General features: G+C 62.8%; 20 protein-coding genes. 12 read left to right on the forward strand and 8 right to left on the reverse strand.

Going from position 1 to position 23,936, the window contains the following annotated elements; all coding sequences use genetic code 11:
* Positions 1 to 76 precede the first annotated feature (76 nt).
* Entirely contained in the window at positions 77 to 1,213 is a 1,137-nt protein-coding gene (gene recA / locus AC1DYR_RS15465; protein WP_477705863.1) for a recombinase RecA, read from the reverse strand.
* Positions 1,214 to 1,389: 176 nt separating this feature from the next.
* On the opposite strand from recA, the gene AC1DYR_RS15470 reads away from it, so the two are divergent.
* The 3 genes from AC1DYR_RS15470 to AC1DYR_RS15480 all read left to right on the forward strand — a co-directional run bounded on the left by AC1DYR_RS15470 (position 1,390) and on the right by AC1DYR_RS15480 (position 4,364).
* Positions 1,390 to 1,899, forward strand: a complete 510-nt coding sequence (locus tag AC1DYR_RS15470; RefSeq protein ID WP_477705934.1) for a MarR family winged helix-turn-helix transcriptional regulator — start codon at positions 1,390 to 1,392, stop codon at positions 1,897 to 1,899.
* 107 nt (positions 1,900 to 2,006) lie between these two features.
* On the forward strand, positions 2,007 to 2,681 hold the full coding sequence (locus AC1DYR_RS15475) for a response regulator (RefSeq protein WP_122954839.1): 675 nt from the start codon (positions 2,007 to 2,009) through the stop codon (positions 2,679 to 2,681).
* Positions 2,682 to 2,906: 225 nt separating this feature from the next.
* Positions 2,907 to 4,364, forward strand: coding sequence for a sensor histidine kinase (locus tag AC1DYR_RS15480; protein WP_477705935.1), 1,458 nt, complete (start codon positions 2,907 to 2,909; stop codon positions 4,362 to 4,364).
* A gap of 100 nt (positions 4,365 to 4,464) precedes the next feature.
* Here AC1DYR_RS15480 and AC1DYR_RS15485 read toward each other — a convergent pair whose 3' ends face one another.
* From AC1DYR_RS15485 to AC1DYR_RS15510, 6 genes are all read right to left on the reverse strand, one after another.
* The gene (locus tag AC1DYR_RS15485) at positions 4,465 to 7,002 is read right to left on the reverse strand and encodes a GcvT family protein (RefSeq protein ID WP_477705864.1); all 2,538 of its coding nucleotides are present in this window, start codon (positions 7,000 to 7,002) and stop codon (positions 4,465 to 4,467) included.
* A gap of 36 nt (positions 7,003 to 7,038) precedes the next feature.
* Positions 7,039 to 7,896 carry an EamA family transporter gene (locus AC1DYR_RS15490; RefSeq protein ID WP_477705865.1) on the reverse strand — a complete coding sequence of 286 codons (858 nt, stop codon included), beginning with the start codon at positions 7,894 to 7,896 and terminating at the stop codon, positions 7,039 to 7,041.
* On the reverse strand, positions 7,886 to 8,455 hold the full coding sequence (locus AC1DYR_RS15495; protein ID WP_477705866.1) for a phosphonate degradation HD-domain oxygenase: 570 nt from the start codon (positions 8,453 to 8,455) through the stop codon (positions 7,886 to 7,888). Before AC1DYR_RS15495 ends, AC1DYR_RS15490 begins: the two co-directional genes overlap by 11 nt.
* A 128-nt stretch (positions 8,456 to 8,583) precedes the next feature.
* A complete protein-coding gene (gene phnY, locus AC1DYR_RS15500) occupies positions 8,584 to 10,005 on the reverse strand; it encodes a phosphonoacetaldehyde dehydrogenase (RefSeq protein WP_477705936.1) in 1,422 nt (473 codons plus the stop codon).
* 98 nt (positions 10,006 to 10,103) lie between these two features.
* Positions 10,104 to 11,342 carry a phosphonoacetate hydrolase gene (gene phnA / locus AC1DYR_RS15505; RefSeq protein ID WP_477705867.1) on the reverse strand — a complete coding sequence of 413 codons (1,239 nt, stop codon included), beginning with the start codon at positions 11,340 to 11,342 and terminating at the stop codon, positions 10,104 to 10,106.
* A complete protein-coding gene (locus AC1DYR_RS15510; RefSeq protein WP_477705937.1) occupies positions 11,329 to 12,135 on the reverse strand; it encodes a phosphonate utilization associated transcriptional regulator in 807 nt (268 codons plus the stop codon). Before AC1DYR_RS15510 ends, phnA begins: the two co-directional genes overlap by 14 nt.
* A 189-nt stretch (positions 12,136 to 12,324) precedes the next feature.
* On the opposite strand from AC1DYR_RS15510, the gene AC1DYR_RS15515 reads away from it, so the two are divergent.
* From AC1DYR_RS15515 to AC1DYR_RS15535, 5 genes are all read left to right on the forward strand, one after another.
* The gene (locus AC1DYR_RS15515) at positions 12,325 to 13,383 is read left to right on the forward strand and encodes a putative 2-aminoethylphosphonate ABC transporter substrate-binding protein (RefSeq protein WP_477670581.1); all 1,059 of its coding nucleotides are present in this window, start codon (positions 12,325 to 12,327) and stop codon (positions 13,381 to 13,383) included.
* A 135-nt stretch (positions 13,384 to 13,518) separates the two neighbouring features.
* Positions 13,519 to 14,571 (forward strand): putative 2-aminoethylphosphonate ABC transporter ATP-binding protein, encoded by a 1,053-nt coding sequence (locus AC1DYR_RS15520; RefSeq protein WP_477705868.1) that lies wholly within the window; start codon positions 13,519 to 13,521, stop codon positions 14,569 to 14,571.
* Positions 14,571 to 16,286 (forward strand): putative 2-aminoethylphosphonate ABC transporter permease subunit, encoded by a 1,716-nt coding sequence (locus AC1DYR_RS15525; protein ID WP_477648791.1) that lies wholly within the window; start codon positions 14,571 to 14,573, stop codon positions 16,284 to 16,286. Before AC1DYR_RS15520 ends, AC1DYR_RS15525 begins: the two co-directional genes overlap by 1 nt.
* A 7-nt stretch (positions 16,287 to 16,293) precedes the next feature.
* On the forward strand, positions 16,294 to 16,806 hold the full coding sequence (locus AC1DYR_RS15530; RefSeq protein WP_477705869.1) for a DinB family protein: 513 nt from the start codon (positions 16,294 to 16,296) through the stop codon (positions 16,804 to 16,806).
* 32 nt (positions 16,807 to 16,838) lie between these two features.
* Complete coding sequence (locus AC1DYR_RS15535; protein ID WP_477705870.1) at positions 16,839 to 17,957, forward strand: 2-aminoethylphosphonate--pyruvate transaminase; 1,119 nt, start codon at positions 16,839 to 16,841, stop codon at positions 17,955 to 17,957.
* A gap of 162 nt (positions 17,958 to 18,119) precedes the next feature.
* On the opposite strand, the gene AC1DYR_RS15540 is transcribed toward AC1DYR_RS15535, so the two are convergent.
* Positions 18,120 to 19,076 carry a helix-turn-helix domain-containing protein gene (locus AC1DYR_RS15540; protein ID WP_477705871.1) on the reverse strand — a complete coding sequence of 319 codons (957 nt, stop codon included), beginning with the start codon at positions 19,074 to 19,076 and terminating at the stop codon, positions 18,120 to 18,122.
* A 190-nt stretch (positions 19,077 to 19,266) separates the two neighbouring features.
* Here AC1DYR_RS15540 and AC1DYR_RS15545 point away from each other — a divergent pair, with 190 nt between their 5' ends.
* Genes AC1DYR_RS15545 through AC1DYR_RS15560 form a run of 4 tightly spaced genes read left to right on the forward strand, consistent with a single transcriptional unit; the run spans position 19,267 to position 23,802 of the window.
* A complete protein-coding gene (locus tag AC1DYR_RS15545) occupies positions 19,267 to 20,757 on the forward strand; it encodes an amino acid permease (RefSeq protein ID WP_477705872.1) in 1,491 nt (496 codons plus the stop codon).
* Between the two features lie 21 nt (positions 20,758 to 20,778).
* Positions 20,779 to 22,164: a glutamine synthetase family protein gene (locus AC1DYR_RS15550; RefSeq protein WP_477705873.1), complete on the forward strand. Its 1,386-nt coding sequence runs from the start codon at positions 20,779 to 20,781 to the stop codon at positions 22,162 to 22,164.
* Positions 22,151 to 22,672, forward strand: coding sequence for an N-acetyltransferase family protein (locus AC1DYR_RS15555; RefSeq protein ID WP_477705874.1), 522 nt, complete (start codon positions 22,151 to 22,153; stop codon positions 22,670 to 22,672). The genes AC1DYR_RS15550 and AC1DYR_RS15555 overlap by 14 nt, the downstream gene beginning before the upstream one ends.
* On the forward strand, positions 22,669 to 23,802 hold the full coding sequence (locus AC1DYR_RS15560; RefSeq protein ID WP_477705875.1) for an iron-containing alcohol dehydrogenase: 1,134 nt from the start codon (positions 22,669 to 22,671) through the stop codon (positions 23,800 to 23,802). Before AC1DYR_RS15555 ends, AC1DYR_RS15560 begins: the two co-directional genes overlap by 4 nt.
* Positions 23,803 to 23,936 lie beyond the last annotated feature (134 nt).

Here is a 23,936-nt window from a genome sequence, read left to right on the forward strand (position 1 = left end):
CAAGCGCTACGCTTTTGATAGCTACCCAGGCAGATTGTGATTGGGCCACGACCTTATTTGGCATTCAAAAAGAGGCTCAAGCGGCTGCTTTGGCCGGCTTTTCGGCTTTCTCGGCCTTGGACGCCTTTTCAGCCGGTGCTGGCTCGGTGCCGACCGCAGCCTGCACCAGCGGAATACCCAGCGATTCGCGCACCTTGTTTTCGATCTCGATCGCAAGTTCGGGGTTTTCTTTCAGGAACTCACGCGAATTGTCGCGCCCCTGTCCGATTTTTTCGCCATTGAAGGCATACCAGGCGCCGGCTTTCTCGACGATGTGGCCGGCCACACCCAGGTCCAGCACTTCGCCCAGACGGCTGATACCCTCGCCGTAGAGGATGTCGAACTCCGCCGTCTTGAACGGCGACGCCACCTTGTTCTTGACCACCTTGACCCGGGTTTCGTTGCCGATCACCTCTTCGCCCTTCTTGATGGAGCCGATGCGGCGGATGTCCAGGCGCACCGAAGCGTAGAACTTCAGCGCATTACCGCCGGTGGTGGTTTCGGGCGAGCCGAACATCACGCCGATCTTCATGCGGATCTGGTTGATGAAGATGACCATGCAGTTGGCCTTCTTGATGGTGGCGGTGAGCTTGCGCAGCGCCTGGCTCATCAAACGGGCCTGCAGGCCGGGCAGCGAGTCGCCCATTTCGCCTTCGAGCTCGGCCTTGGGCGTGAGGGCCGCCACCGAGTCGACCACGATCAGATCAACCGCGCCGGAGCGGGTCAGCGAATCGACGATTTCAAGCGCCTGCTCGCCGGTGTCGGGCTGGCTGATCAGCAGGTCTTGCAGGTTCACGCCCAGCTTTTGCGCGTACTGGATGTCCAGCGCGTGCTCGGCGTCCACAAAGGCGCAGGTGCCGCCCAGTTTTTGCATTTCGGCGATGACCTGCAGGGTCAGCGTGGTTTTGCCCGACGATTCCGGGCCGTAGATTTCAACGACACGGCCGCGTGGCAGGCCGCCGACGCCCAGGGCAATGTCCAGGCCCAGGGAGCCGGTGGAAACGACCTGGATGTCTTCAATCACCTCGCCGTCGCCCAGCTTCATGATGGTGCCTTTGCCGAACTGCTTTTCGATCTGGGCCAGGGCGGCTTGCAGGGCCTTGGCCTTTTCGGTGTTCAGGGCGGCGCTTTGTACAGGGTTTTGGGCGGGGTTCAACTTGCTGGTCAGTTCCATGAAAAACTCCTTGAAAATCAATGATGTAAAACTTGTTGCCGGGGTTCCAGTGTCTCTGCTTTTAATCACAGCGCTGGATGCATGACCAGTACTTTATGGGCGCTATAGAAATAAGTAAACCCTATTTTTAGTCAGTTTACCTGATCAATCTCAACCTCATGCGTTACCATGATTTCATGCCCGAAGCCCTCAATCCGCCTCACATCTCCAGCCCCTTTGGCGCCACCGAAGCCGGGTGGCGTCAGACCCACCTCGGCCGCCTGATGGGCCATGCGCTGCGCCGCTTCGACGAGCGCGTGCTGTCGCTCATGGCCAGCAGCATTGAGGTGCCGCTGGCGCTCTCAAACCTGGCCGCACGCGACCAGGTCGGCGCCGCGCACATCCACATCACACGCCACCTGGCGGTCGGCGGCTCGCGCCTCACCGATCTGGCGCAAAGCGCCGGCATGAGCAAGCAAGCCATGGGCGACCTCGTCGACCAATGCGAAGCCTGGGGGCTGGTGACGCGCCAGCCCGATCCGCACGACAAACGCGCCCGGCAGGTGGTGTTCACGGAATCGGGTTTGCTCTGGCTGGAGGCCTTTCACCAGGCCGTGCGTCAGGCCGAAGACGAGTTCCGCCAGGCGGTAGGGCAAGATGTAGCGACCGTGGTGGCGCTGGGGCTGGAGGCGTATGCAGGTGCTTGACCACATGGCCGTGTCAGCAAACGGCTGCTGCAAAAGCCTAGAATTTGTCTTAGAACACCAAACCGCCCCCGCAGGCCTGCAACAGGGGCTGATATCCGGAGACAACCATGCGCATTCTGATTGCCGAAGACGACCAGGTTTTGGCCGATGGCCTTTTGCGTACGCTGCGCGCCTCGGGCGCCGCGGCCGACCACGTGGCCAGCGGCACTGAAGCCGACGCCGCGCTGCTCACCAACACCGAATTCGATCTGCTGATCCTGGACCTGGGCCTGCCGCGCATGCACGGGCTCGAAGTGCTCAAGCGCCTGCGCGCGCGCGGCTCGTCCATGCCGGTGCTGATCCTCACCGCCGCCGACAGCGTGGAAGAGCGCGTCAAAGGCCTGGACTACGGCGCCGACGACTACATGGCCAAGCCGTTTTCGCTGCAGGAGCTCGAAGCCCGCGTGCGCGCGCTGATCCGCCGCGGCATGGGCGGCGCCAGCAGCACCATCAAGCACGGCCCGCTGGTGTACGACCAGGCCGGGCGCGTGGCCACCATCGACGGCCAGATGCTGGAGCTGTCGGCGCGCGAACTCGGTTTGCTCGAAGTGCTGCTGCAGCGTGCGGGCCGCCTGGTCAGCAAGGACCAGCTGGTTGAGCGCCTGTGCGAATGGGGTGAAGAAGTCAGCAACAACGCGATCGAGGTGTATATCCACCGGCTGCGCAAGAAGATTGAAAAGGGCCCGGTGCGGATCGCGACCGTGCGCGGCCTGGGCTACTGCCTTGAGAAAATCCCAGGCTGACCCCTCTTGCTCCTTCCCCCGCTGGGGGAAGGCTGGGATGGGGGCCCGCGGCCACCCCAACCTGAACTGCGGGGGCTATCCATCACCGTCAGCCCCCATCCCTACCTTCCCCCAGCGGGGGAAGGAGCAAAACCAGAAGGCCCTTGATTTGGAGCACCTCAGACAGTGGCCTTAAGACTTTTCCAACGCGAGCGCCGAAGCCTCTTCGGCGAAATCCTCGACTGGATGCTCACGCCGCTGCTGCTGCTGTGGCCGATCAGCCTGGCGCTGACCTGGCTGGTGGCGCAGAACATCGCCGGCAAACCTTTTGACCGCGCGCTCGAATACAACGTGCAGGCGCTGGCCAAGCTGGTGGTGGTCAAAAACAACCAGGTGCAGTTCAACCTGACGGCGCCGGCGCGCGAGATCCTGCGTGCCGACGACACCGACCTTGTCTACTACCAGGTGATGGGCACGCACGGCGAACACCTGAGCGGCGAGCACGATTTGCCCGCGCCGCCCGACGAAGACAAGCCCACCAACGGCGAGGTGCGGCTGCGCGAAGACGTGATCCAGGGCGAAGACGTGCGCGTGGCCTACACCTGGCTCAAGGTTGATGTCAAAGCCGCGGCGCCGGCGCCCAAGCCCGCCACGCCACGCGGTGACAAGGGCAACGCCGCACCGGAAGCCGCCCCCAGCCAGATGGTGCTGGTGCAAGTGGCCGAGACGCTGGAAAAACGCAAGACGCTGGCCACCGAAATCGTCAAGGGCACGATGGTGCCGCAGTTCGTCACGCTGCCGCTGGCGGTGCTGCTGGTGTGGCTGGCGCTGGTGCGCGGCATCAAGCCGCTGGCCCAGCTCGAAAAGCGCATCCGCGCGCGCAAGTCTGACGACATGAGCCCGCTGGACGAAACCGCGGTGCCCGAAGAAGTCGCGCCGCTGGTGTCGTCCATCAACGATCTGCTGAGCCGGCTCAAGGTGTCGCTCACCACACAAAAACGCTTTCTCGCCGATGCGGCCCACCAGCTCAAGACGCCGCTGGCGGGACTGCGCATGCAGGCCGATCTGGCGCAGCGCGAGACCGACGCCGATGAGCTGAAAAAGTCACTCAAACACATCGGCCGCGCCAGCATTCGCGCCACGCACACCGTCAACCAGCTGCTGGCGCTGGCGCGCGCCGAAACCACCGGCCGCAGCCTGGCCAAGCAGCACATCGACCTGGTGCATGTGGTCTCGGAAGTGATGGCCGACTCGGTGCCGCGCGCGCTCGAAAAGCAGATCGACCTGGGCTACGACGGCCCTGAAGCCGGCGAGCAGGCCACGCAGCTCGAAGGCAATGCCACCCTGCTCAAGGAGCTGGTGCGCAACCTGCTGGACAACGCCATCAACTACACGCCGGAAAAAGGCCAGGTCACGCTGCGTCTGATGACAGACCGCTTCAGCGGCGTGCTGGTGCTGCTGGTGGAAGACTCGGGGCCGGGCATTCTGGAGTCGGAGCGCGAGCTGGTGTTCCAGCCCTTTTACCGTACGCTGGGCACCAACGTTGACGGCTCAGGCCTGGGCCTGGCGATCGTGCTGGAAATCGCCAAGCAGCATGGCGCGACCATCACGATTGAGGACGCCACACTGGCCGGGCATCCGCAGACGCCGGGCACGCGCGTCACGGTGCGTTTTGTCGGGATGGACTTGCCTGATGGGCAGTAGCCGCCCCGCCGCATCCGTGTATTCGCGCCAGATTTCTTAAGGAAAAAAGGCCTCTAGCCCAGGCAGCACCTTGGCTATCGGCTATCAAAATAGTAGCAAATCAGGGTTTGGCGGCTGGCCACTTGTCATAAAGCTTCACGCCCACGCGCTCGCCCCACAGCTCGATGTCTGCCGGCGTTCCGGCATGCGGATGGTTGGCGCTGTTGCCACGCACATAACCCAGCGCTACGCAGGCGCCGGCCAGCGGGCTCCAGCCGACCGACGAGATCTCGCCCACCGTTTGCCCGCCCAGCACGATCGCCTCACCACCCCAGGCAAAGGCGTCCGGCGTATCGAACACCAGCGTGACCAGCTTCTTGCGCAGCGCCAGGCCTTGTGAATTGAGCAACGCAGGCTTGCCGATGAAATCGGCCGGCTTGTCGAGCTTGACGCTGAAGCCCAGCCCGGCCTCCCACGGTGTTTCATCGGGGCCTAGCTCTGCGCCCCAGGCGCGGCGGCCCTGCTCAATGCGCAGCGCATCCAGCGCGTAGTAGCCCGCGTCACGAATGCCCAGCGCCATGCCGGCCTCCATCAGCGCGAGGTAAACGTGGCGCGCCATTTCAATTGGCGTGTAAAGCTCAAAACCCGGCCCGCCCACGTAACTCATGCGGGCGGCGCGCACGCGGGCAAAACCCACGTCGATCTCTTTCGTCCATGAGAACTTCAGCGCCTCGGGTGACAGATCATCCGGGCTAACGAGTGCGAGCAACTCGCGCGCCTTCGGCCCCATCACCGACAGCACCGAGTACATCGCCGACACGTCCGTCAGCACCGCATGCTCTGCGTCGCCGATATGCCGCGTGATCCAGTCGAAGTCGCGCACGGTTTGCGCGGAGCCGGTGATGATCATGAAACGGTCCGCGGCCTGTCGCATTACCGTGAGATCGCTTTCAAAGCCGCCGCGCTCATTCAGCATCGCGGTGTAGACCATTTTGCCGGCGGGCACGTCCATCTCGTTCGCGCACAGGCGCTGCAGCACGGCCAGCGCATCGCGGCCCTGCAGCAGGTATTTGGAGAAAGAGGTCTGGTCGTAGAGGGCTACTGTTTCGCGCGTGGCTTTCTGCTCTTCGAGCATCCAGGGGAGCCAGCCGGGTTTGCCTAGCGTGTAGTCCGGACGGGCTTGGTATTGCTCCTTCCCCCGCTGGGGGAAGGTTGGGATGGGGGCCGCAGCGGCAGTATCGACAGCAGCCTGCCCCCACCCCTGCCCTCCCCCAGCGGGGGAGGGAGAAACTCCATCCGCTCGGGCTTTGAAATAACTCGCCCGCTCCCAGCCATTCTTGCTGCCAAACTCCGCACCCTTCGCCGAAAGAATGTCATACAGCGGCGAAGTCCTCAGCGGCCGCGCCGTCTCCAGCTCCTGCCGCGGCCATCGCATGGCGTAGTGCAAACCCAGCGTCTCGCCGGTGCGTTCAGCCAGCGCCTTGCGGTTGCCGGTGAAGCTGCCGAAACGGCGTATGTCCACGTCCCCCAAATCGGTGCTGGGCTCGCCGCCCACAATCCATTCGGCCATGAGCCGGCCCGCGCCGCCGCTGTTGGCGATGCCGGCTGAATTGAAGCCCGCACAGACAAAGTAGTTTCGCAATTCTGGCGCTTCACCCAGGATGAAGTTGCCGTCCGGCGTGAAGCTTTCGGGGCCGTTGAGCAGCATCTTGACTTCGGCCGTCTCCAGGCATGGCGTGCGGTGCAGCGCGGCGGTCATCAGCGGTTCGAACTGGTCCCAGTCTTCGTCCAGCAGCTCGAACTGGAAGGTAGCCGGAATCGGGTCCATCTTCCAGGGCTTGGCCTGGGGCTCAAAGCCGCCCATCACCAGCCCGCCGACTTCTTCCTTGTAGTAGATGTAGCCGTCCGGATCGCGCATGACCGGCAGCATGGGGTGCACGCCCGGAATCTTGCCGGTGACGATGTAGAAGTGTTCGGCCGAATACAGCGGCACATTCACGCCCGCAAGCTTGCCGAGTTGCCGCGCCCACTGGCCGGCGCAATTAACGAGAACTTCGCAACGCACGTCGCCCTGCGCAGTCTTCACGCCCACGGCTTTGCCGTTTTCAATGAGGACGCCGGTCACCTCGATGCCTTCGGTCATCTTCACGCCACAGTTGCGCGCACCTTTGGCCAGAGACATGCACAGGTCCGCCGGATTGGCCTTGCCGTCGCCCGGCAGCCAGATCGCGCCCTGCAGGTCGTCGGTGCGCATGATGGGGTATTTGTCGCCGGCTTCCTGTGGCGAGATCTCATGGCATTCCACGCCAAAGCTGTTGGCCATGGCCACCTGCTTTTTCAGCACCTTCATGCGCTCCGGCGTGCGCGCCACATTGACGCTGCCGCATTGTTTCCACCCGGTGGCCAGACCGGTTTCAGCTTCCAGCGACGCATACAGCTCAATGCCGTACTTGCTCATCTGCGTCATGTTGCGGTTGGGCCGCATCTGGCCGACCAGGCCGGCCGCGTGCCAGGTGGTGCCGCTGGTGAGCTTGCCCTGCTCGAGCAGCAGCACGTCGGTCTTGCCCATTTTGGCCAGGTGGTAAGCCACCGAGCAACCGGCGATGCCGCCGCCCACGATCACGATTTCTGCGTGGCTGGGAAGCGTCGTGGCAGTCATGGTTCAGGCCTCACATCAAAGGAAATAAGTACAGAGCTACGCCAACCGTATCGCCATGACACCGCCGACGATGGCGCAAGTGCCCACAAAGCGCCGCACGGTAAAAGCTTCTTTCAGCAGCCAGCAGCCGATCAGCACCGCAAACAGCACCGAGGTTTCGCGAAGCGCCGCGACCGTGGCTACGGGCGCGCGTGTCATGGCCCACAGCGCGATTCCGTAGGAGCCCAACGATGCCAGCGCACCGCCGGTGGCCACCGGCCAGCGATGCAGCGCATAGTGGCCCATGGCGCGCCCCCGCCGCGCCATCATCAGGAGGCCGAATGGCCAGCCATCAAACAGGAAGAGGGCTGCAACGTATTGCAGGGCGTTGCCTGAAGCGCGAACACCCAGCCCATCGACCACGGTGTAGACGGCGATGATGACGGCGTTGGCCAGCGCAAAGCCGACGGCCTTGGGCGCATGCAGGGCGTGGCGGCTCAGGCCCAGTACCAGCACACCACAGCAGATACCCAGGATGCCTGCCCAGGCCAGCGGCGTGAGCGTTTCACCCAGGGTGAAACTGGCCGACAGCGCCACCAGCAGCGGCGCCACGCCGCGCATCAGCGGGTAAGTCAGGCCCAGGTCGCCATGCTGGTAGGCGCGCGTGGTGGCAACGTAGTAGCCGATGTGAATCAGTACCGACGCCCCGATGAATGGCCAGGCCTCAGCCCGCGGCCAGCCGACCAGCAGCACCAGCGGCAACGCCAGCACCGACCCGATCAGGTGGATGACCGCCATGTCCAGCGCCTTGTCGGCACTGGACTTCACCAGGGCATTCCAGCCTGCGTGCAGCAGCGCGCCAAACAGCACAGCGCCCAGCACCGGCCACGTCAGTGCCAGGATTTCAGGCGGCAAGCGAGGGCTCTGCGGCGGGAAGGGCACAGCGCCTGGCCCGTGCCAGGTAGTGCGCCAGTGGCGGCGTGGTCTTGTGCGCATCTTTCGCGAGATCGTCCCAGAGGCGCAGCTTCACCGCATCCCCGGCACCGGGCTGCGCGATGAAGCGCGCAGCTTCTTCAGCGGAAAAGATGCCGCCCTGCAGCTGCAGGCTGCGCTTGGAGTCCACCGAAAGGCTTGAATGGTAGCCGCGCCGCGCTGCGCACAGATAGCGCTTGGCGTCCACATGCAGCTTGATGGCGTCCAGCACTTCGTCGGGGAAAAGACCCCGAAGAAAGGGCAGCGCGCGGTACTGGTGCACATCATCCACACCCCGCAGCGACGGTGTTTCGCCCAGGTCGTGCAGCAGGTGCCCCAGGTCATGCAACAGCGCTGCGGTCACCAGCGCATCGCTCGCGCCTTCGGCTTCGCCGAGTGCCGCAGTCTGCAGCGCGTGCTGCAGTTGCGTCACGGGCTCGCCGCTGTATTGTTCGCCGCCGCGCTCTATGAAGAGGTGTTCGATGTCGTCAAAGCTCAGCACGTCAATTCCTCGATAAATGAATGCGGACAGAAGAATGCTTTCGCCAGTGGCCGCCGCGGAACCGGCTTTGCCGGGCCGCAGGCTGCGCCCCCTGGAAGGGGGAGGCGCGAAGGCGCTTCGGGGGTGAATCATGAGCTCCATGGGAGCGAATAGGTCTTTAGATTGGTGAAGCTTTTAATCGCTTCCTGCACGCCCTCTTTATAGCCCAGGCCCGAGTCCTTGATACCCCCAAAAGGCGTGAGTTCGAGGCGGTAACCAGGCACCTCCCGCACATTGACGGTGCCGACGTGCAGCTCGCTGACAAACCGGTTGATGTAGTCCAGGCGGTTGGTGCAAACAGCGCTTGAAAGACCGTAGGCTGTTCCGTTGGAAATCTGAATGGCTTCGTCGATATTCTTGAAACGTATGATCGGTGAGACGGGCCCGAAGGTTTCCTCGCGCGCCACCGTCATCTGCGGTAACACATGGTCCAGCAGCGTAGGCGAATAAAGCGCGCCGCGCCTATGGTTGCCCGCCAGCAATTTCGCGCCCTGCGCCACCGCCTCATTCACGCGCGACTCAAACAGCATGGCTGCCGGCTCATCAATCACCGTGCCCATGTCGTTGGCCTTGTCGGCCGGGTCGCCGTATTTCCAGGCCAGGGTCTTGGCCAGCACCTGCTCCACAAACTCGCCTGCCACCGCCTCATGCACCATGAGCCGCTTGATGGCCGTGCAGCGCTGGCCTGAATTTTTGTATGAGCCCTGCACGGCCAGCGTGGAGGCCTCGTTGAGATCGGCATCCTCCATCACGATGATGGGGTCGTTTCCGCCCAGCTCCAGCACCACGCGCCGGTAGCCTGCCTTGCCGGCAATGTACTTTCCGATGGCCACGCCGCCCGTAAATGTCACTAGATCGACCAATGGGTTGGTGATCAATTCGTCCGCAATCTCACGCGGGTCCCCCGTTATCACGCTGAGCATTTCGGGCGGCAGACCCGCCTCATAAAGGATGTCGGCGAACAGGAGGGCAGAGAAAGGCACTTTCTCGGACGGCTTGAGCACCATGCGGTTGTTGGTCGCGATGCTGGGCACCACCTTGTGCGCCACCTGGTTCATCGGGTGGTTGAAAGGCGTGATGGCGGTGATCACGCCCAGGAGCGGGGAGCGGTGCGTGTAGACGCGGCGCTTCTTGCCGTGCGGCGTGAGGTCGCAGCTGAAGATCTGGCCGTCGTCCTTGAGCACTTCGGTCGCGCCGAAGAGCAGCACGTCGCTGACGCGGCCGGCTTCGTAGATGGAGTCCTTCAGGCACAGCCCTGCCTCCGCCGTGATGAGATTCGCTACCTCCATCAACCGCGACTGGACGATGGCCGCCGCACGGTTGAGGATGGTTGCGCGTTCATAGCGGCTCAGCTGGGGCTTGCAGGCGTGCGCCTTGGCGAAGGTCTCACGGACCTCTTCAAGTGTGGCCTTGGGCACGCTCCCCAGCAGCTTGGCCGTGTACGGATCGAACACCTCGATCGCGCGGTCACCAGTCCGGCCGGCGCCAACCTTGCGGCCGGCCAGTCGCATGGCATTGAGCTGGTGGTCGCGGATGTACTGGTCAATCACTCTGCGGCTTTCAGGACAGGTTATGTGCGGACACGCTTCTTGGGTTTGTTGCCGGATGTCTATTGGGCGTAATTGAGCGCCAGATCGAAGGCATCGAAATTGCGAAAACGCCGGTTGCGGTTCAGGCCCGGCAAGTCCCGGTTCACGATCAGCGGCACACGCTGCTCGCTCATGCCGCCGTGGGACCGCAAAGGCACTTCGAGCGCAGAAAGATCGTGGCGCGAGGCCGATGTGCCGATCACAGTGAAGCGTTCGGACACCGCCACAATGTCGCCGATCCGGTCGGCCGGGAGTTCAAAGCGCTCGGCGGCCTGTTCACGCGAAAGTACCAGCTCCATGCCCTTGAGCGCCGCCAGCCGCTTGCGGGCGGCCTCGATGTTGGTGCCTTCGGGCAGATAGACTGTGGCGAAGGATCCCAGCGCGCCGTGATGCACCACATAGGGGTCGGTGATCGGAAGAATCACACGCGCAACGCCCGCGCCCAGCCAGCTGTCAAACCAGTCCTGCAGGTAGATCACGTCGGGCGTGCCGTCCATGGCGACCTTGGCATTCATGCCGTGGTCGGCCGTGAGCACTATCACGCAACCCAGGTCTTCGAGCTGCTGCATGTAGCCGTCCATCATGCGGTAGAAGGAATTGGCGCCGTCGGTGCCGGGCGCGTGCTTGTGCTGCACGTAGTCGGTGGTCGACAGGTACATCACATCGGGTTTGTATTTCTGCATGATCTTCACGCCGGCGGCAAACACGAACTCCGACAGGTCTGCGCTGTAGACACTGGGTAGCGGCTGACCCACAAGGCCCAGCACGTCTTCAATGCCGTTTTCTTCCAGCGTGACCTGATCGGCCTTCTCGGACGAAAAGCAGATGCCCTTCATCTTGTGGCCCAGCAGCTTGCGCAATTTGTCTTTGGCTGTCACCACCGCCAGGGACTTGCCCGCGTCTGCAAGGGCAGCCAGCAGCGTGGGCGCACGCAGCCACTTGGGGTCATTCATCATGACCTCGGTGTCGGTGGCGGTATCGAACAGGTAGTTGCCGCAGATGCCGTGCACGCTGGGCGGTGCGCCCGTCACGATGGACAGGTTGTTGGGATTGGTAAAGCTGGGCACCACGCAGTCACCTGTCAGGCCCGAACCCAGCGCCAGGGTGCGCTTGAGCCACGGCATGTGGCCGGTGGCCACAGCCTGCGCCAGGTAGTCGGGCTCGCAGCCGTCAACGCACACCACCACGACGGGCTGGGTCGGCAATCGGTACGCCCGGCCATTGACTTTCACTTCGGTCTTTTTATCAGCGACTGCCACGTTGGAGCCTTCCCTTGTCCATGTTTTTCTCCGAGCCTTTTGCGATGTCGTCATCGACCAGATGCGACGCCCTGGCCTGTGCCGCACGGGCAGCGGGGCTGGCCTGCAGGCGCGCCTGTCGCCGCAGGTCGTTTTCAATCGTGCGCTCTTTGCTCTCGATCACGTGGTCATACATGGCCCGGCCTGCGACGTCCGCGTCACCGGAGGCGATGGCCTTGACGATCTGCCGGTGTTCGTTGGCCGAGATCGGCATGAGCCAGCCGTCGGCCAGGTTCAGGCGCCGGAACAGCGACAGTTCCTTGATGAGCTTGCGGTAAATGGCCGTGAGCTTGCTGTTGCCGGCCATTTCCACCAGCCGGTCGTGGAACCTCAGATTAAGCAGGTGATAGTTGTAGGCGTCTTCTGCCTTCACGGCCTTTTCCATCGAGTCGACGAGACCCCGGATTTCCTTGAGCTGGGCCGGCGTGATGTTCCTGGCAAGCTGGCGGCCTACGAGTTCGTCCATCGCAGCGCGCAGGTCGAAAATCTCGACGGCTTCCTCGATGGGGATGTCACGCACGAAGACGCCGCGATTTTTTTCGTTGCGCACCAGGCCAGCTTCCTCCAGCATTCGGAAGGCTTCACGCACCGGCCCGCGGGAGACGCCCATCTTTTCAGCCAGCGCTGCCTCAATGAGTTTGCTGCCCGGTTCGTATTCGCCAACAAGAATGGCGCGCTCGATTTCCTGCTGCACCACCGTGGTGAGGGAACTGGTCTGCAACAGCGCGATAGTGGGATGAAACACGGCATTCATGCCCTGCATTGAAGCACAAAACACAGGATTGTCAACAATCTGCAAAAAACAATTGACAAGATAAAAGGGGCAGCGTTAAATAAATATTGAGCTGGGTTGATATGACCTGAACACAGGTCGGTCATCGCAGTGTCACTGCCCCGACACGAACAGGTCACAACATTGCAGGTTTTCCATAAAGGACTTTTTATGCAGCTGGCTACCCATCTCAAATCCCTGCCAAAGGCGATCGCTCTTATCGGCTTTTTTGGCCTGCTCACCGCCGCCACCGGCGCATTCGCCCAGAAAACCCAGTTGCTGGTCTACACCGCGCTGGAAACCGACCAGATCAAGGCCTATCAAGAGGGCTTCAACAAGGTCTACCCCGATATCGAAATCAAATGGGTCCGCGACTCGACCGGTGTGATCACCGCCAAGCTGCTGGCCGAAAAATCCAACCCCCAGGCCGACACCATCATGGGTGTGGCCGCCTCCAGCCTGGCCCTGCTCGACAAGCAGGGCATGCTCGAACCCTACGCGCCGATCAACCTTGACGGCATCATGAGCCAGTACCGTGACAAGAAAAAAGTCCCCGCCTGGTTCGGCATGGACGTATGGGGTGCCACCGTCTGCTTCAACACCGTCGAAGCCAAGAAGAAAAACATCCCTACACCCGAGACCTGGCAGGATCTGACCAAGCCCATTTACAAAGGCCAGATCGTCATGCCCAACCCCGCCTCCAGCGGCACCGGCTACTTCGACGTGACCGCCTGGCTCACGCTTTTCGGCGACAAGGACGGCAAGGGCGGCGGCTGGAAGTACATGGACGCCCTGCACGAAAACATCGCACAGTACACCCACTCAGGCTCCAAGCCTTGCAACATGGCGGCCGCCGGAGAGTTTCTGGCGGGCATTTCGTTTGAATACCGCGGCAACACCAACAAGGCCAAGGGTGCGCCTATCGACCTGGTGTTCCCCAAGGAAGGCCTGGGCTGGGACCTGGAAGCCTTTGCCATCCACAAAGGCACCAAGAAACTGGACGCCGCCAAGAAACTGGCTGACTGGGCTTCGAGCAAGGACGCCATGATGCTGTACGGCAAAAACTTCGCGATCACCGCGCAGCCCGGACTGGCACCGCCGCTGGCCAACGTGCCAAAAGACTATGAGGCCCGCCTCGTCAAGATGGATTTCAGCTGGGCAGCGGACAACCGCGAGCGCATCCTGAATGAGTGGACGAAGCGCTACAACTCCAAAACAGAAAAGAAGTAGCCTCCTGTAGGCGGCCTGTCGGCCGCCTCTCCCCCTCAGGGGGACAGCCGCTGTGGCCCGGCGGAGCCGGTTCCACGCCGCTGCTTGCCTTTGCGCCGGCGCTGACCGTTCAGGTAATACATGTATGGCTCACGAATGAACAACGACACCTTTCTGAACCTGCGCCATATCCGCAAGGAGTTCGGCGGCTTCACCGCGCTGCAAGACATCAACCTGGACATCCGCAAGGGCGAGTTCGTTTGTTTTCTGGGGCCTTCGGGTTGCGGCAAGACGACGTTGTTGCGCATCATCGCCGGGCTGGAAGTGCAGACGTCGGGTGAAGTGCACCAGGGTGGGCGCGACATCTCGCGGCTGCCGCCGGCGCTGCGTGACTACGGCATCGTGTTTCAGAGTTATGCACTGTTTCCCAATCTGAGCGTGGCGGACAACGTGGCCTATGGGCTGGTCAATCGCAAGACGCCCAAGGCTGAAGCGGCCCAACGCGTGAGCGAGCTGGTCAAGCTCGTGGGCCTGCCGGGCAGTGAAGCCAAGTACCCCAGCCAATTGTCAGGCGGCCAGCAGCAGCGCATCGCGCTGGCGCGGGCACTGGCCACCTCGCCAGGCTTGCTGCTGCTGGACGAGCCCCTGTCGGCGCTCGATGCGCTGGAGCGCGTACGCCTGCGACAGGAGATCCGTGCGCTGCAGCAAAAACTGGGCGTAACCACCATCATGGTGACGCACGACCAGGAAGAAGCTTTAAGCGTCGCCGACCGCATTGTGGTGATGAACCACGGCCTGATCGAACAGGTGGGCACGCCGATGGAGATTTACCGCGAGCCGGCTTCGCCCTTTGTGGCGGACTTTGTCGGCAAGGTCAATGTCATGCCGGCGCAGGTCAGCGGCGGCCAGATGAGGTTCGGCACCTTGTGCCTGCCTTGCGACGGCGCCGACCGCGAGGTCAAGGTTTACCTGCGCCCGGAAGATGTGCTGGCCCGCCCCATTGCGGCGGGCGATGCCCACGTGTTCGACGCCACCATCGAAAAGATCGAATTCCTCGGCTCCTTCTGCCACGTTCACGTGGCCTCTCCTGCACTGGGCAGCCACAAGCTCACGGTTTACCTCTCGCTCAATTTCCTGTCGGAGCAATCCTTGCAGGTCGGCTCGTCCCTTCCCCTCAAGTTGCTGCCAGAGCGCATCAAGGTGTTCTGATGCCCGTCTATACACCTCCTGCTTTGCCCCTGGTGCGGCAGCGCGTGCACTGGATTGACCACCTGGCCTACGCCGCCCTTGCGCTGGCAGCTATTATTTTGATAGCATTTCTGGCAGCCCCGTTGCTGGCCATCCTGCAGCAGGCCGTACAAGACAAGGCCGGAGACTTCATCTGGCTTGACAACTTCATCGAGTACGCCAAGACTCCGGCTCTACTGGAAAGCCTGTGGAACAGTCTCTGGATTTCAGGCGCCGTCACCCTGATTGCGGTACCCCTGGCGTTTGGTTTTGCCTATGCGCTGACCCGTTCGTGCATGCAATACAAGGCGCTCTTTCGCGGCATCACGCTGGTTCCCCTGCTGGCACCTTCCCTGCTGTCAGCCATTTCGCTGATTTACTGGTTTGGCAACCAGGGGGTGCTCAAGGGCTGGATGCAGGGTATCGGTATCGACCAGATTTATGGTGCGCCCGGCATTGTGGTGGCCGAATGTTTTGCGGTGTTTCCGCATGCGCTGATGATTCTGGTCACCGCGCTCAGCCTGTCCGACGCTCGGCTGTACGAGGCAGCCAATGCCATGGGCACCAGCGCCAGGCGCAAGTTCTTCACCATCACGCTGCCCGGCGCCAAATACGGTCTCATCTCCGCAGCGCTCGTCACCTTCACCCTGGTCATGACGGACTTCGGCATTCCCAAGGTGATAGGCGGCAACTTCAACGTGCTGGCCACCGACGTTTTCAAGCTGGTGATCGGCCAGCAGGATTTCGCCAAGGGCGCAGTGGTCGCCATCCTGTTGCTGGCGCCTGCCGTCCTGACATTCGCGGTGGACAGCTACGTCAGCAAACGCCAGACCGCGATGCTGACGGCGCGTGCCGTGCCCTACCGGCCCACGCCTTCGCTCGGCTACGACCGGGTCATGACGCTGTACTGCTGCGCCATCGCCTTCCTGGTGCTGGCCATGCTGGGCATGGCGGTGTTCGCATCCTTCGCCAGCTTCTGGCCCTACAACCTTACGCCCAGCCTGCGCCACTACACCATGGGCCTTATCGACGCGGAAGTCGGCGTCGGTTTTCTCAACAGCCTGAAGATGGCGGCGGGCACGGCCTTCTTCGGCACCGCGCTGGTGTTTTGCAGCGCCTACCTGCTCGAAAAAACCAAAGGCATGGACGGCCTGCGCGGCTTTGTGCGCATGCTGGCCATGTTGCCCATGGCCGTACCCGGTCTGGTGCTGGGCCTGGGCTACATCTTCTTTTTCAATGCGCCCGGCAATCCGCTGAACGGCCTGTACCACACGCTGACCCTGCTTACGCTGTGCACCATCGTGCACTTCTACACCACCGGCCACCTGACGGCCGTAACCGCGCTCAAGAGCCTTGACGGGGAATTCGAGGCCGTGAGCGCCTCGCTCAAGGTGCCCTTCTTCAAGACCTTCTGGCGCGTCACCCTGCCTATCTGCACGCCGGCGCTGGTCGACATTGCGCGCTACTTCTTCATCAACGCCATGACCACCATCTCCGCCGTGGTGTTTCTCTATTCGCCCGAAACCAAAGTTGCGTCGATCGCCATCCTGAACCTGGATGAAGCCGGCGAAATGGGCGCTGCCGCAGCCATGGCCGTCCTGATCGGTATGGCATCAACGATTGCAACCCTGCTTTTCATGGCGCTGGCCTGGTGGGTCAACCGCCGTACGCAGGCGTGGCGAACCAGCTCGCGCTAGGCGCTTCATGACAGCCCAACGCAACATCCGCATGCTCACGCGTTACAACGCGTGGGCCAACGATCGCCTGTTCGGCGCATTAAAACAGCTTCCTGCAGCTGAACTCCTGGCGCCGCGCGCGACAGGTTTTGGCAACATGCTTCGTACGCTGAACCACGCCTATGTGGTGGATCTCATCTGGCAGGCGCACCTGCAGGGGCGGCCGCATGGCTTCACCTCCCGCAATACAGAGGCCACTCCCACACTGGAAGCGCTGTGCACGGCTCAGGGACAAATCGACACCTGGTACATCGAATACGCGGACACCCTGAGCTCCGATGCACTCGACGAGATCGTGCATTTCAAGTTCATCGATGGCGACGCGAGCGCCATGACACGGGGAGACATGCTGCTGCACGTTGTCAACCACAAGACCTACCACCGGGGCTACGTGGCCGACATGATCTACCAGGTTCCGGCGCGCCCCCCAGGCATGGACCTGCCCATATTCCTGCAGGGATACCCGGCCCGACTGAATTGAATCGCCCGCAACGAAGACCACAGGCATAACAAATGGACAGAGACAAAATCCTCCTCACCCCCGGGCCGCTGACCACCACCCTGCGCACCAAGCTCGCGATGCTGAAAGACTGGGGCTCCTGGGACAGCGATTTCAACGCCGTCACGGCGAGTGTGCGCAAAAGCCTGCTGGCCGTCATCCATGGGCAGGACTCGCACGTCGTCGTTCCGCTTCAGGGCAGCGGCACCTTCAGCGTGGAAGCGGCGGTGGCCACCGTGGTGCCGCGCGACGGCCACGTGCTGGTGATGGACAACGGTGCCTACTGCAAACGCGCAGCCAGGCTCACCACGCTGATGGGACGGCGCTGCACCATCATGCCCTTCGACGAAGCTGCACAGGTCTCTCCCGCCGCACTGGACGCCATGCTGGAAGCCGACACCAGCATCACCCACGTCATGCTGATCCACTGCGAGACCGGCGCGGGGGTACTCAACCCGCTGAAGGAAGTGGCCGATGTCTGCAAAACCCATGGCAAGGGCCTGCTGGTGGACGCCATGAGTTCCTTCGCCGCGATAGACATCGACGCGCGCAAGGTGCATTTCGACGCACTGGTGGCGGCCAGCGGAAAATGCCTCGAAGGCGTGCCCGGCATGGGTTTTGTCTTCATCCGCAAGGCCGTACTGGACGGCTGTGCCGGGCGCAGCCAGTCACTGGCGATGGACCTGCACGACCAGTACGCCTACATGGAAAAAACCACGCAGTGGCGCTTCACGCCGCCCACCCACGTGGTGGTGGCGCTGGCCGAAGCCATTGCGCAATTCGAGGAAGAAGGCGGCCAGCCCGCGCGACTGGCACGCTACACCGCCAACTACAACACCCTGGTCACCGGGATGGCAAAGCTCGGCTTCAAGCCCTTCCTGGATCCAGCCATCCAGGCGCCCATCATCGTGACCTTCCACGCGCCGGCCGACAGCCGCTACGAGTTCAAGAAGTTCTATGCCGCTGCACGAGATCGCGGTTTTGTCCTATACCCGGGCAAGCTCACACAGGTAGAAACTTTCAGGGTCGGCTGCATCGGTGCGATCGGCCCGAATGAAATCGAGCAGGCCGTATTGGCGGTTGCGGGCGCCTTGCAGGACATGGGCATCACGTCCGCCGCGCCGGCCGCCTGAGCAAAGCGGCGCCTAGGGCCAGCAAAGCCGTACCCTCGGCCCCGCTGGTTGAACCCCCTGAACTCTTAACCCAGCAGGGGCCGCGGAACCGGCTTTGCCGGGCCGCAGGCGCAGCGCCCCCTCGGGGGGCAGCGAACCACACGAAGTGGGGAGCGTGGGGGCTTAGTGGTAACGGCGAAACGCTTCTGAGGGCAGTTCACCGAACATTTGCTGGTAGTCGTGCGCGAAATGACCAAAATGCCAAAACCCAAGGTGCGTTGCAGCCGCCGTCACAGACGTGGCGGTCTTCAGCGCCTGCCTGGCAGCGTTCAGGCGCACAGCACGCAAATAGGCCAGCGGGCTGATGCCCAGTGCGGTCTGGAAACCGTTTTGCAAGGTCCGCCGGCTCACGCCAAGCTGCTCGCACAGCGCCAGCACTGTCGGCGGCTGATCGAGCTGCGTATGCACCAGTTCGCGCGCGCGGCGCGTCAGCGTCCAATGCCCATGGGTGCCGGCACACTCCACACCACCGGCTGGTGCAAGAACACGGCCGAGTTGTTCCACCACGGTATCAAGCATGGCGGCCTGCACGGCAGGCGACTGCAGCAATGCCGGTGCCGCCTCCACCGTATCCAGCACACCGGTAAGGCACTGCCTGAGACCTGCCTGAGCCGCAGCGTCCAGCCTGCGCAGGCCGGCTTGCGCACCCAGCCGGGCGTGCAGCGCCGGGTCATGCTCTCCGCAGCGGCGCCAGGCAGCTTCGTCAAGCTCAAGCCCCAGCATCACGTGGCGCCGGGAAGAGCGGAACTCAAAACCCGACGCCCCCGAAAACACATGCAATGCACCAGCGTCGCTGGGCGCGCCGCAAAAAACGCTGGGGCCTTCGACCTGAAGCGGCAGCCCCAAGGCCAGGGCACCATCGCGTATTCGTCCGGTCTGGTACACCGACTCCCGCAGGCTTTCCACAAAGAGGCGAAGGCCCGCGAATTCCAGCTGGCGCACTTCCCCGCCAAACGCGCCGCGAGACAGCTGGAGGTAGCTCTGGTTCCAGCCCGTGAGTGCCGCCGCCTGCTCGTCTGCATCGGCGAACGACGCGCGGGACAGCAGGGCTGGCTGGAGAGTGTCGGGCGTGTGGACCATGGCCGCATTCTTGCAGGATTCGTGCCGTGTGCAAGCAACGGTTTGAAACACTTCGACTTACTCGCCATCTCTTTAAGCTCAATCTCGCTGCGTTACTTGCCGAAATGGGATTTCAGCGCACCTACGCTCGCCCTACGATGCAAGACAGCCCCACCGGGCCCTCAACCTTGCAACCTATAAGGGAGCCACCATGTCAGAACGTTCCAGCGTGCAATACGCGAAAGTCGACGGCAGTTATTTTGAAAAGAGGGGGCTGCGCCGCTATGCCGGCGTCTGGTCGCTCTGGGCACTCGGCGTTGGCGCCGTGATCTCCGGCCACTTTGCCGGCTGGAACCTCGGGCTGGCCAACGGCTGGGGCAGCATGCTGCTGGCCACCATCATCATCTCCGTGATGTACCTGGGCCTGACCTTTTCGCTGGCCGAGATGTCACCCGCATTGCCCCACACTGGTGGCGCATACTCTTTCGCACGCACCGCCATGGGGCCCTGGGGCGGCTTCCTGACGGGGCTGGCCGAAAACGTGGAATACGTGCTGACACCGGCCGTCATCGTGTTCTTCATCGGCAGCTACATGGGCAGCATCTTCGGCACACCACCGGCCTGGCAGCCTTTATGGTGGATAGGTTTTTACATCGTCTTCATCGGCCTGAACATCATCGGTGTCGAGCTGTCGTTCAAGATCACACTGGCGGTTACGCTGCTGGCGCTGGCTTGCCTGGTGGCCTTCTGGATCAGCGCCTTTCCCAAGATCGACTTCGCACGCTGGGCCATGAATGTCGGCGCCGGCGGCGCCGTGCTGCCCGAGGGCCGCGGCCCCTTCCTGCCGTTGGGCTTCGCCGGCGTGCTGGCGTCGCTGCCATTTGCGGTGTGGCTGTTCCTGGCAATCGAGCAGCTACCGCTGGCGGCTGAAGAGTCGGTGGACCCGCGCCGTGACATGCCGCGCGGCATCATTGCCGGCATCTTCACGCTCATCCTCTCGGCCTTCATGATCCTCTGGCTCAACCCCTCGGTCGCAGGCATAGGCTCGCACGCGCTGAGCACCTCGGGTGAGCCGCTGCTCGACGGCTTCAAGGCAATTTACGGCAACGGCATCGCCAAGATACTGGCGCTGGTCGCCGTGCTGGGCCTGGTGGCGAGCTTTCACACCATCATCTTTGCCAAAGGCCGGCAGATCTATTCGTTAAGCCGTGCCGGATACTTTCCTTCGGCGCTGTCGGTCACGCACGGCAGCCGCAAGACACCGCACATCGCCATGATCGTCGGCTCGGTGGTGGCGCTGGTGGTCATGTTTGTGCTGTGGTTTTCGCTGGGCGTTGACAAAGGCTCTGCCGTGATCGGTGGCACCCTGCTCAACATGGCGGTCTTCGGTGCCATGTTTTCCTACGTCATGCAGGCGCTGTCGTTCATCCGGCTGCGCAGCAAGCTGCCGAATATGGAGCGACCCTACCGGAGCCCGCTCGGTGTCACGGGTGCCGTATTGACCCTGCTCATCGCTCTGGTCACCATCTACTTTCAGCTCAGTGACCCGATCTACCGCGTGGGCGTGCTGTGGGTGGCGCTGTGGTTTGCCATCGGCATCACCTACTTCGCGGTGATGGGCCGGCACCGGTTGATCCTCTCGCCGGAAGAAGAATTTGCGATTGGCCTGGCCGAAAAAGGCCGGGCAAGCGCCCACCCTTAACCCCACCAGGCGCCCACCACCATGCCCAAAAAGACCTCCAAACCCTCCGCACCCCACCCGGCTCTTGAGATGCTGCGCAAGTCGGGCGCCAACAAGATGAAGGTTGCCGTCAGCGACATCGACGGCGTGCTGCGCGGCAAATACCTGCACAAAGACAAATTCTTCGGTGCGGCCGAACCCTACCCCGCCGGGGGCTTCGGGTTTTGCGACGTGGTGCTGGGCTGGGACATGATGGACAACTGCTACGACAATACCTCGGTGACAGGGTGGCAGCACGGCTTTCCGGACGCACTGGCACGGCTGGATCTGGCCACCACACGCCACGTGCCCTGGGACAACAACGTGCCCTTTGTGCTGGGTGAATTCGTGAATGCCGACGGCACACCGCACGCCGTGTGCCCACGCCAGACGCTCAAGCGCGTGCTCAAGCGCGCCGAAAAAATGGGCTTCATGCCCATGACCGGCATGGAGTTCGAATGGTTCAACTTCCTGGAAACGCCGCACAGCTGGGCCGCGAAAAACGGCGTAGGGGCTGAAAAACTCACGCCCGGCATGTTCGGCTATTCGCTGCTGCGCATGAACGAGAACCAGGATTTCTTCAACGCCATCATGGACGAGATGCTGGCCTTCGGCATCCCGATCGAAGGCCTGCACACCGAAACCGGGCCGGGCGTGTATGAAGTAGCCATTGGCTTCAGCGAGGCACTGGAGCAGGCCGACCGCGCCATCCTGTTCAAGACCGGCGCCAAAGAGATCGGCTCGCGTTTTGGCATCATGCCCAGCTTCATGGCCAAGCCCCACCAGCAGCTGCCGGGCTGCAGCGGCCACATCCACCAGAGTTTGTCGGACGGCAAGACCAACCTGTTCTTCGACGCAAAGCACCCGCGCAAGATGAGCAAGCTGTTCGAGAGCTACGTCGCCGGCCAGGTTGCCTGCATGATGGAGTTTGGCCCCATGATCTGGCCCACCATCAACAGCTACAAGCGCCTGGTCGACGGCTTCTGGGCGCCTGTGAAGCCGACCTGGGGCATGGATAACCGCACTGCAAGTTTCCGCGTGATCGCAGGCAGCGCCAAAGCCACCCGGCTGGAAACCCGTTGCCCCGGCGCCGACGTGAACCCTTACCTGGCGATGGCGGCCGTCATCGCTGCGGGACTGGACGGCGTCGAAAAAGGCCTCAAGCTGGGCGCGCCGATCACCGGCACCAACCAGGGAGCCGAACACATTGCCCGCGCACCGCGCACCCTGATCGAGACCACACGTATTTTCCAGAAATCGGACATCGCGCGCGACTGGCTGGGCGATACTTTCGTGGATCACTTCGCGGCAACGCGCGAGTGGGAATGGCGCCAATGGCTGGACGCCGTCACCGACTGGGAAATGAAACGCTATTTTGAAATCATCTGACCTCCTCATCCGCAGGCTCACCGTGCCCGACGCCGCCATTTACCGCGAATTCCGCCTGCGCGGCCTGCGCGAGCATGCGGACGCCTTCACCTCCAGCTTCGAGGAAGAAAACCTGCGCGTGCTGGCCGACACCGAAAAGCGCCTTTCGCCCGCAGGCGACACCGTCATGTGGGCCGCCTTTGTGGACGGCGCGATGGCCGGCGTGGCAGGGCTGAACCGGGAGACGCGGCTGAAGAACCGTCACAAGGCCACGCTGGTCGCGATGTACGTCGCGCCCGAATACCAGGGGCATGGCATAGGCCGGGCGCTGGTCGGCAAGGTGCTGGACGAGGCACGCGCCGGTGGCGTGGAGCTCGTGGTGCTGACGGTCACCGCCGGCAACCGCGAGGCGACGGCGCTCTACGAGAAATGCGGGTTTAAATCCTTCGGCATAGAGCCCGACGCGATTCGGGTCAACAATGTCTCTTACGGCAAACAACACATGTACTTCCAGGTCGCACCACTATGAGCATCACCGGTTTTTCCTTCCCCACCACCATCAAGTTCGGCGCAGGCGCGCGCAAGCTCGTCGCCGACACCCTGAAAGAAGCCGGCTGCAAACGCCCGCTCATCGTGACCGACAAGGCGCTGGGCGCCTTGCCCGTGCTGGCCGAGTTCAAGACCCACCTGGCCGGCCTGGACGTGGCCGTGTTCTCGGGCGTCTTCGGCAACCCGACCTGCAGCCAGGTCATGGACGGCGCGGCGGCCTACAAGGCCCACAAGGCCGACTGCGTGATTGGTTTCGGCGGCGGCGCGGCGCTGGACGTGGCCAAGGTGGTCGGCATCGCCGCCACGCACGCGGGCGACATCCTGGAATACGTCTGGGACCACCCCCAGGTACGGCCCATCGTCAACGAGCTGCCTTATTTTGTGGCCCTGCCCACCACCTCGGGCACCGGCTCCGAGGTCGGCCGCTCCTCGGTTGTGAGCGAAAACGACACCCACCTCAAGCGCGTGGTGTTCAGTCCAAAAATTCTGGCGAAAGTGGTGTTTGCCGACCCCGAACTCACACTGGGCCTGCCACCGCATGTAACGGCCGCCACCGGCATGGACGCGCTCACGCACAACATCGAAAGTTATCTTTCACCGGCCTATCACCCGCTCTGCGACGGCATTGCACTCGAGGGCACGCGCATCGCGGCGCATGCGCTGCTCAAGGCCGTGAAGGAACCTTCCAACCTGCAGGCGCGCAGCGACATGATGATGGCCTCCATGATGGGCGCCATTGCCTTCCAGAAAGACCTGGGCGCCGTGCACTCTTGCGCGCATGCGCTGGGCGCCGTGTGCGACCTGCACCACGGCCTGGCCAATGCGCTGATGATCGACACCGTGCTGGCATGGAACTACGAATCGGCGCCCGCCAAATTTGACGAGCTGGCACACGTATGTGGCGTGGCCGGCGGTGGCAAGGCTTTTGTAGCCTGGCTCAAGCAGCTCAAGGAGAGCGTCGGCATCACCGGCCCGTTGTCGGCGCACGGCGTCAAGCGCGAACACCTGCCGCGCCTGGTCGAGATCGCCACCGCCGATATCTGCCACCAGACCAATCCACGGCCCTGCAAGTCAGAAGACTTCCAACGATTGTTCGAGACTGCTTTATGAACACCGACATGGCAACCCTCGTGATGACTATGCGTCGTGCGATACAGGTTCCCTGTTCAGCAGGCGCCGCGGAACCGGCTTTGCCGGGCCGCAGGCGTAGCGCCCCCGAGGGGCTGGAGTCCGCGGCTCCAAGC

The sequence above is a fragment of the Polaromonas sp. P1_F9 genome, from assembly GCF_056405615.1.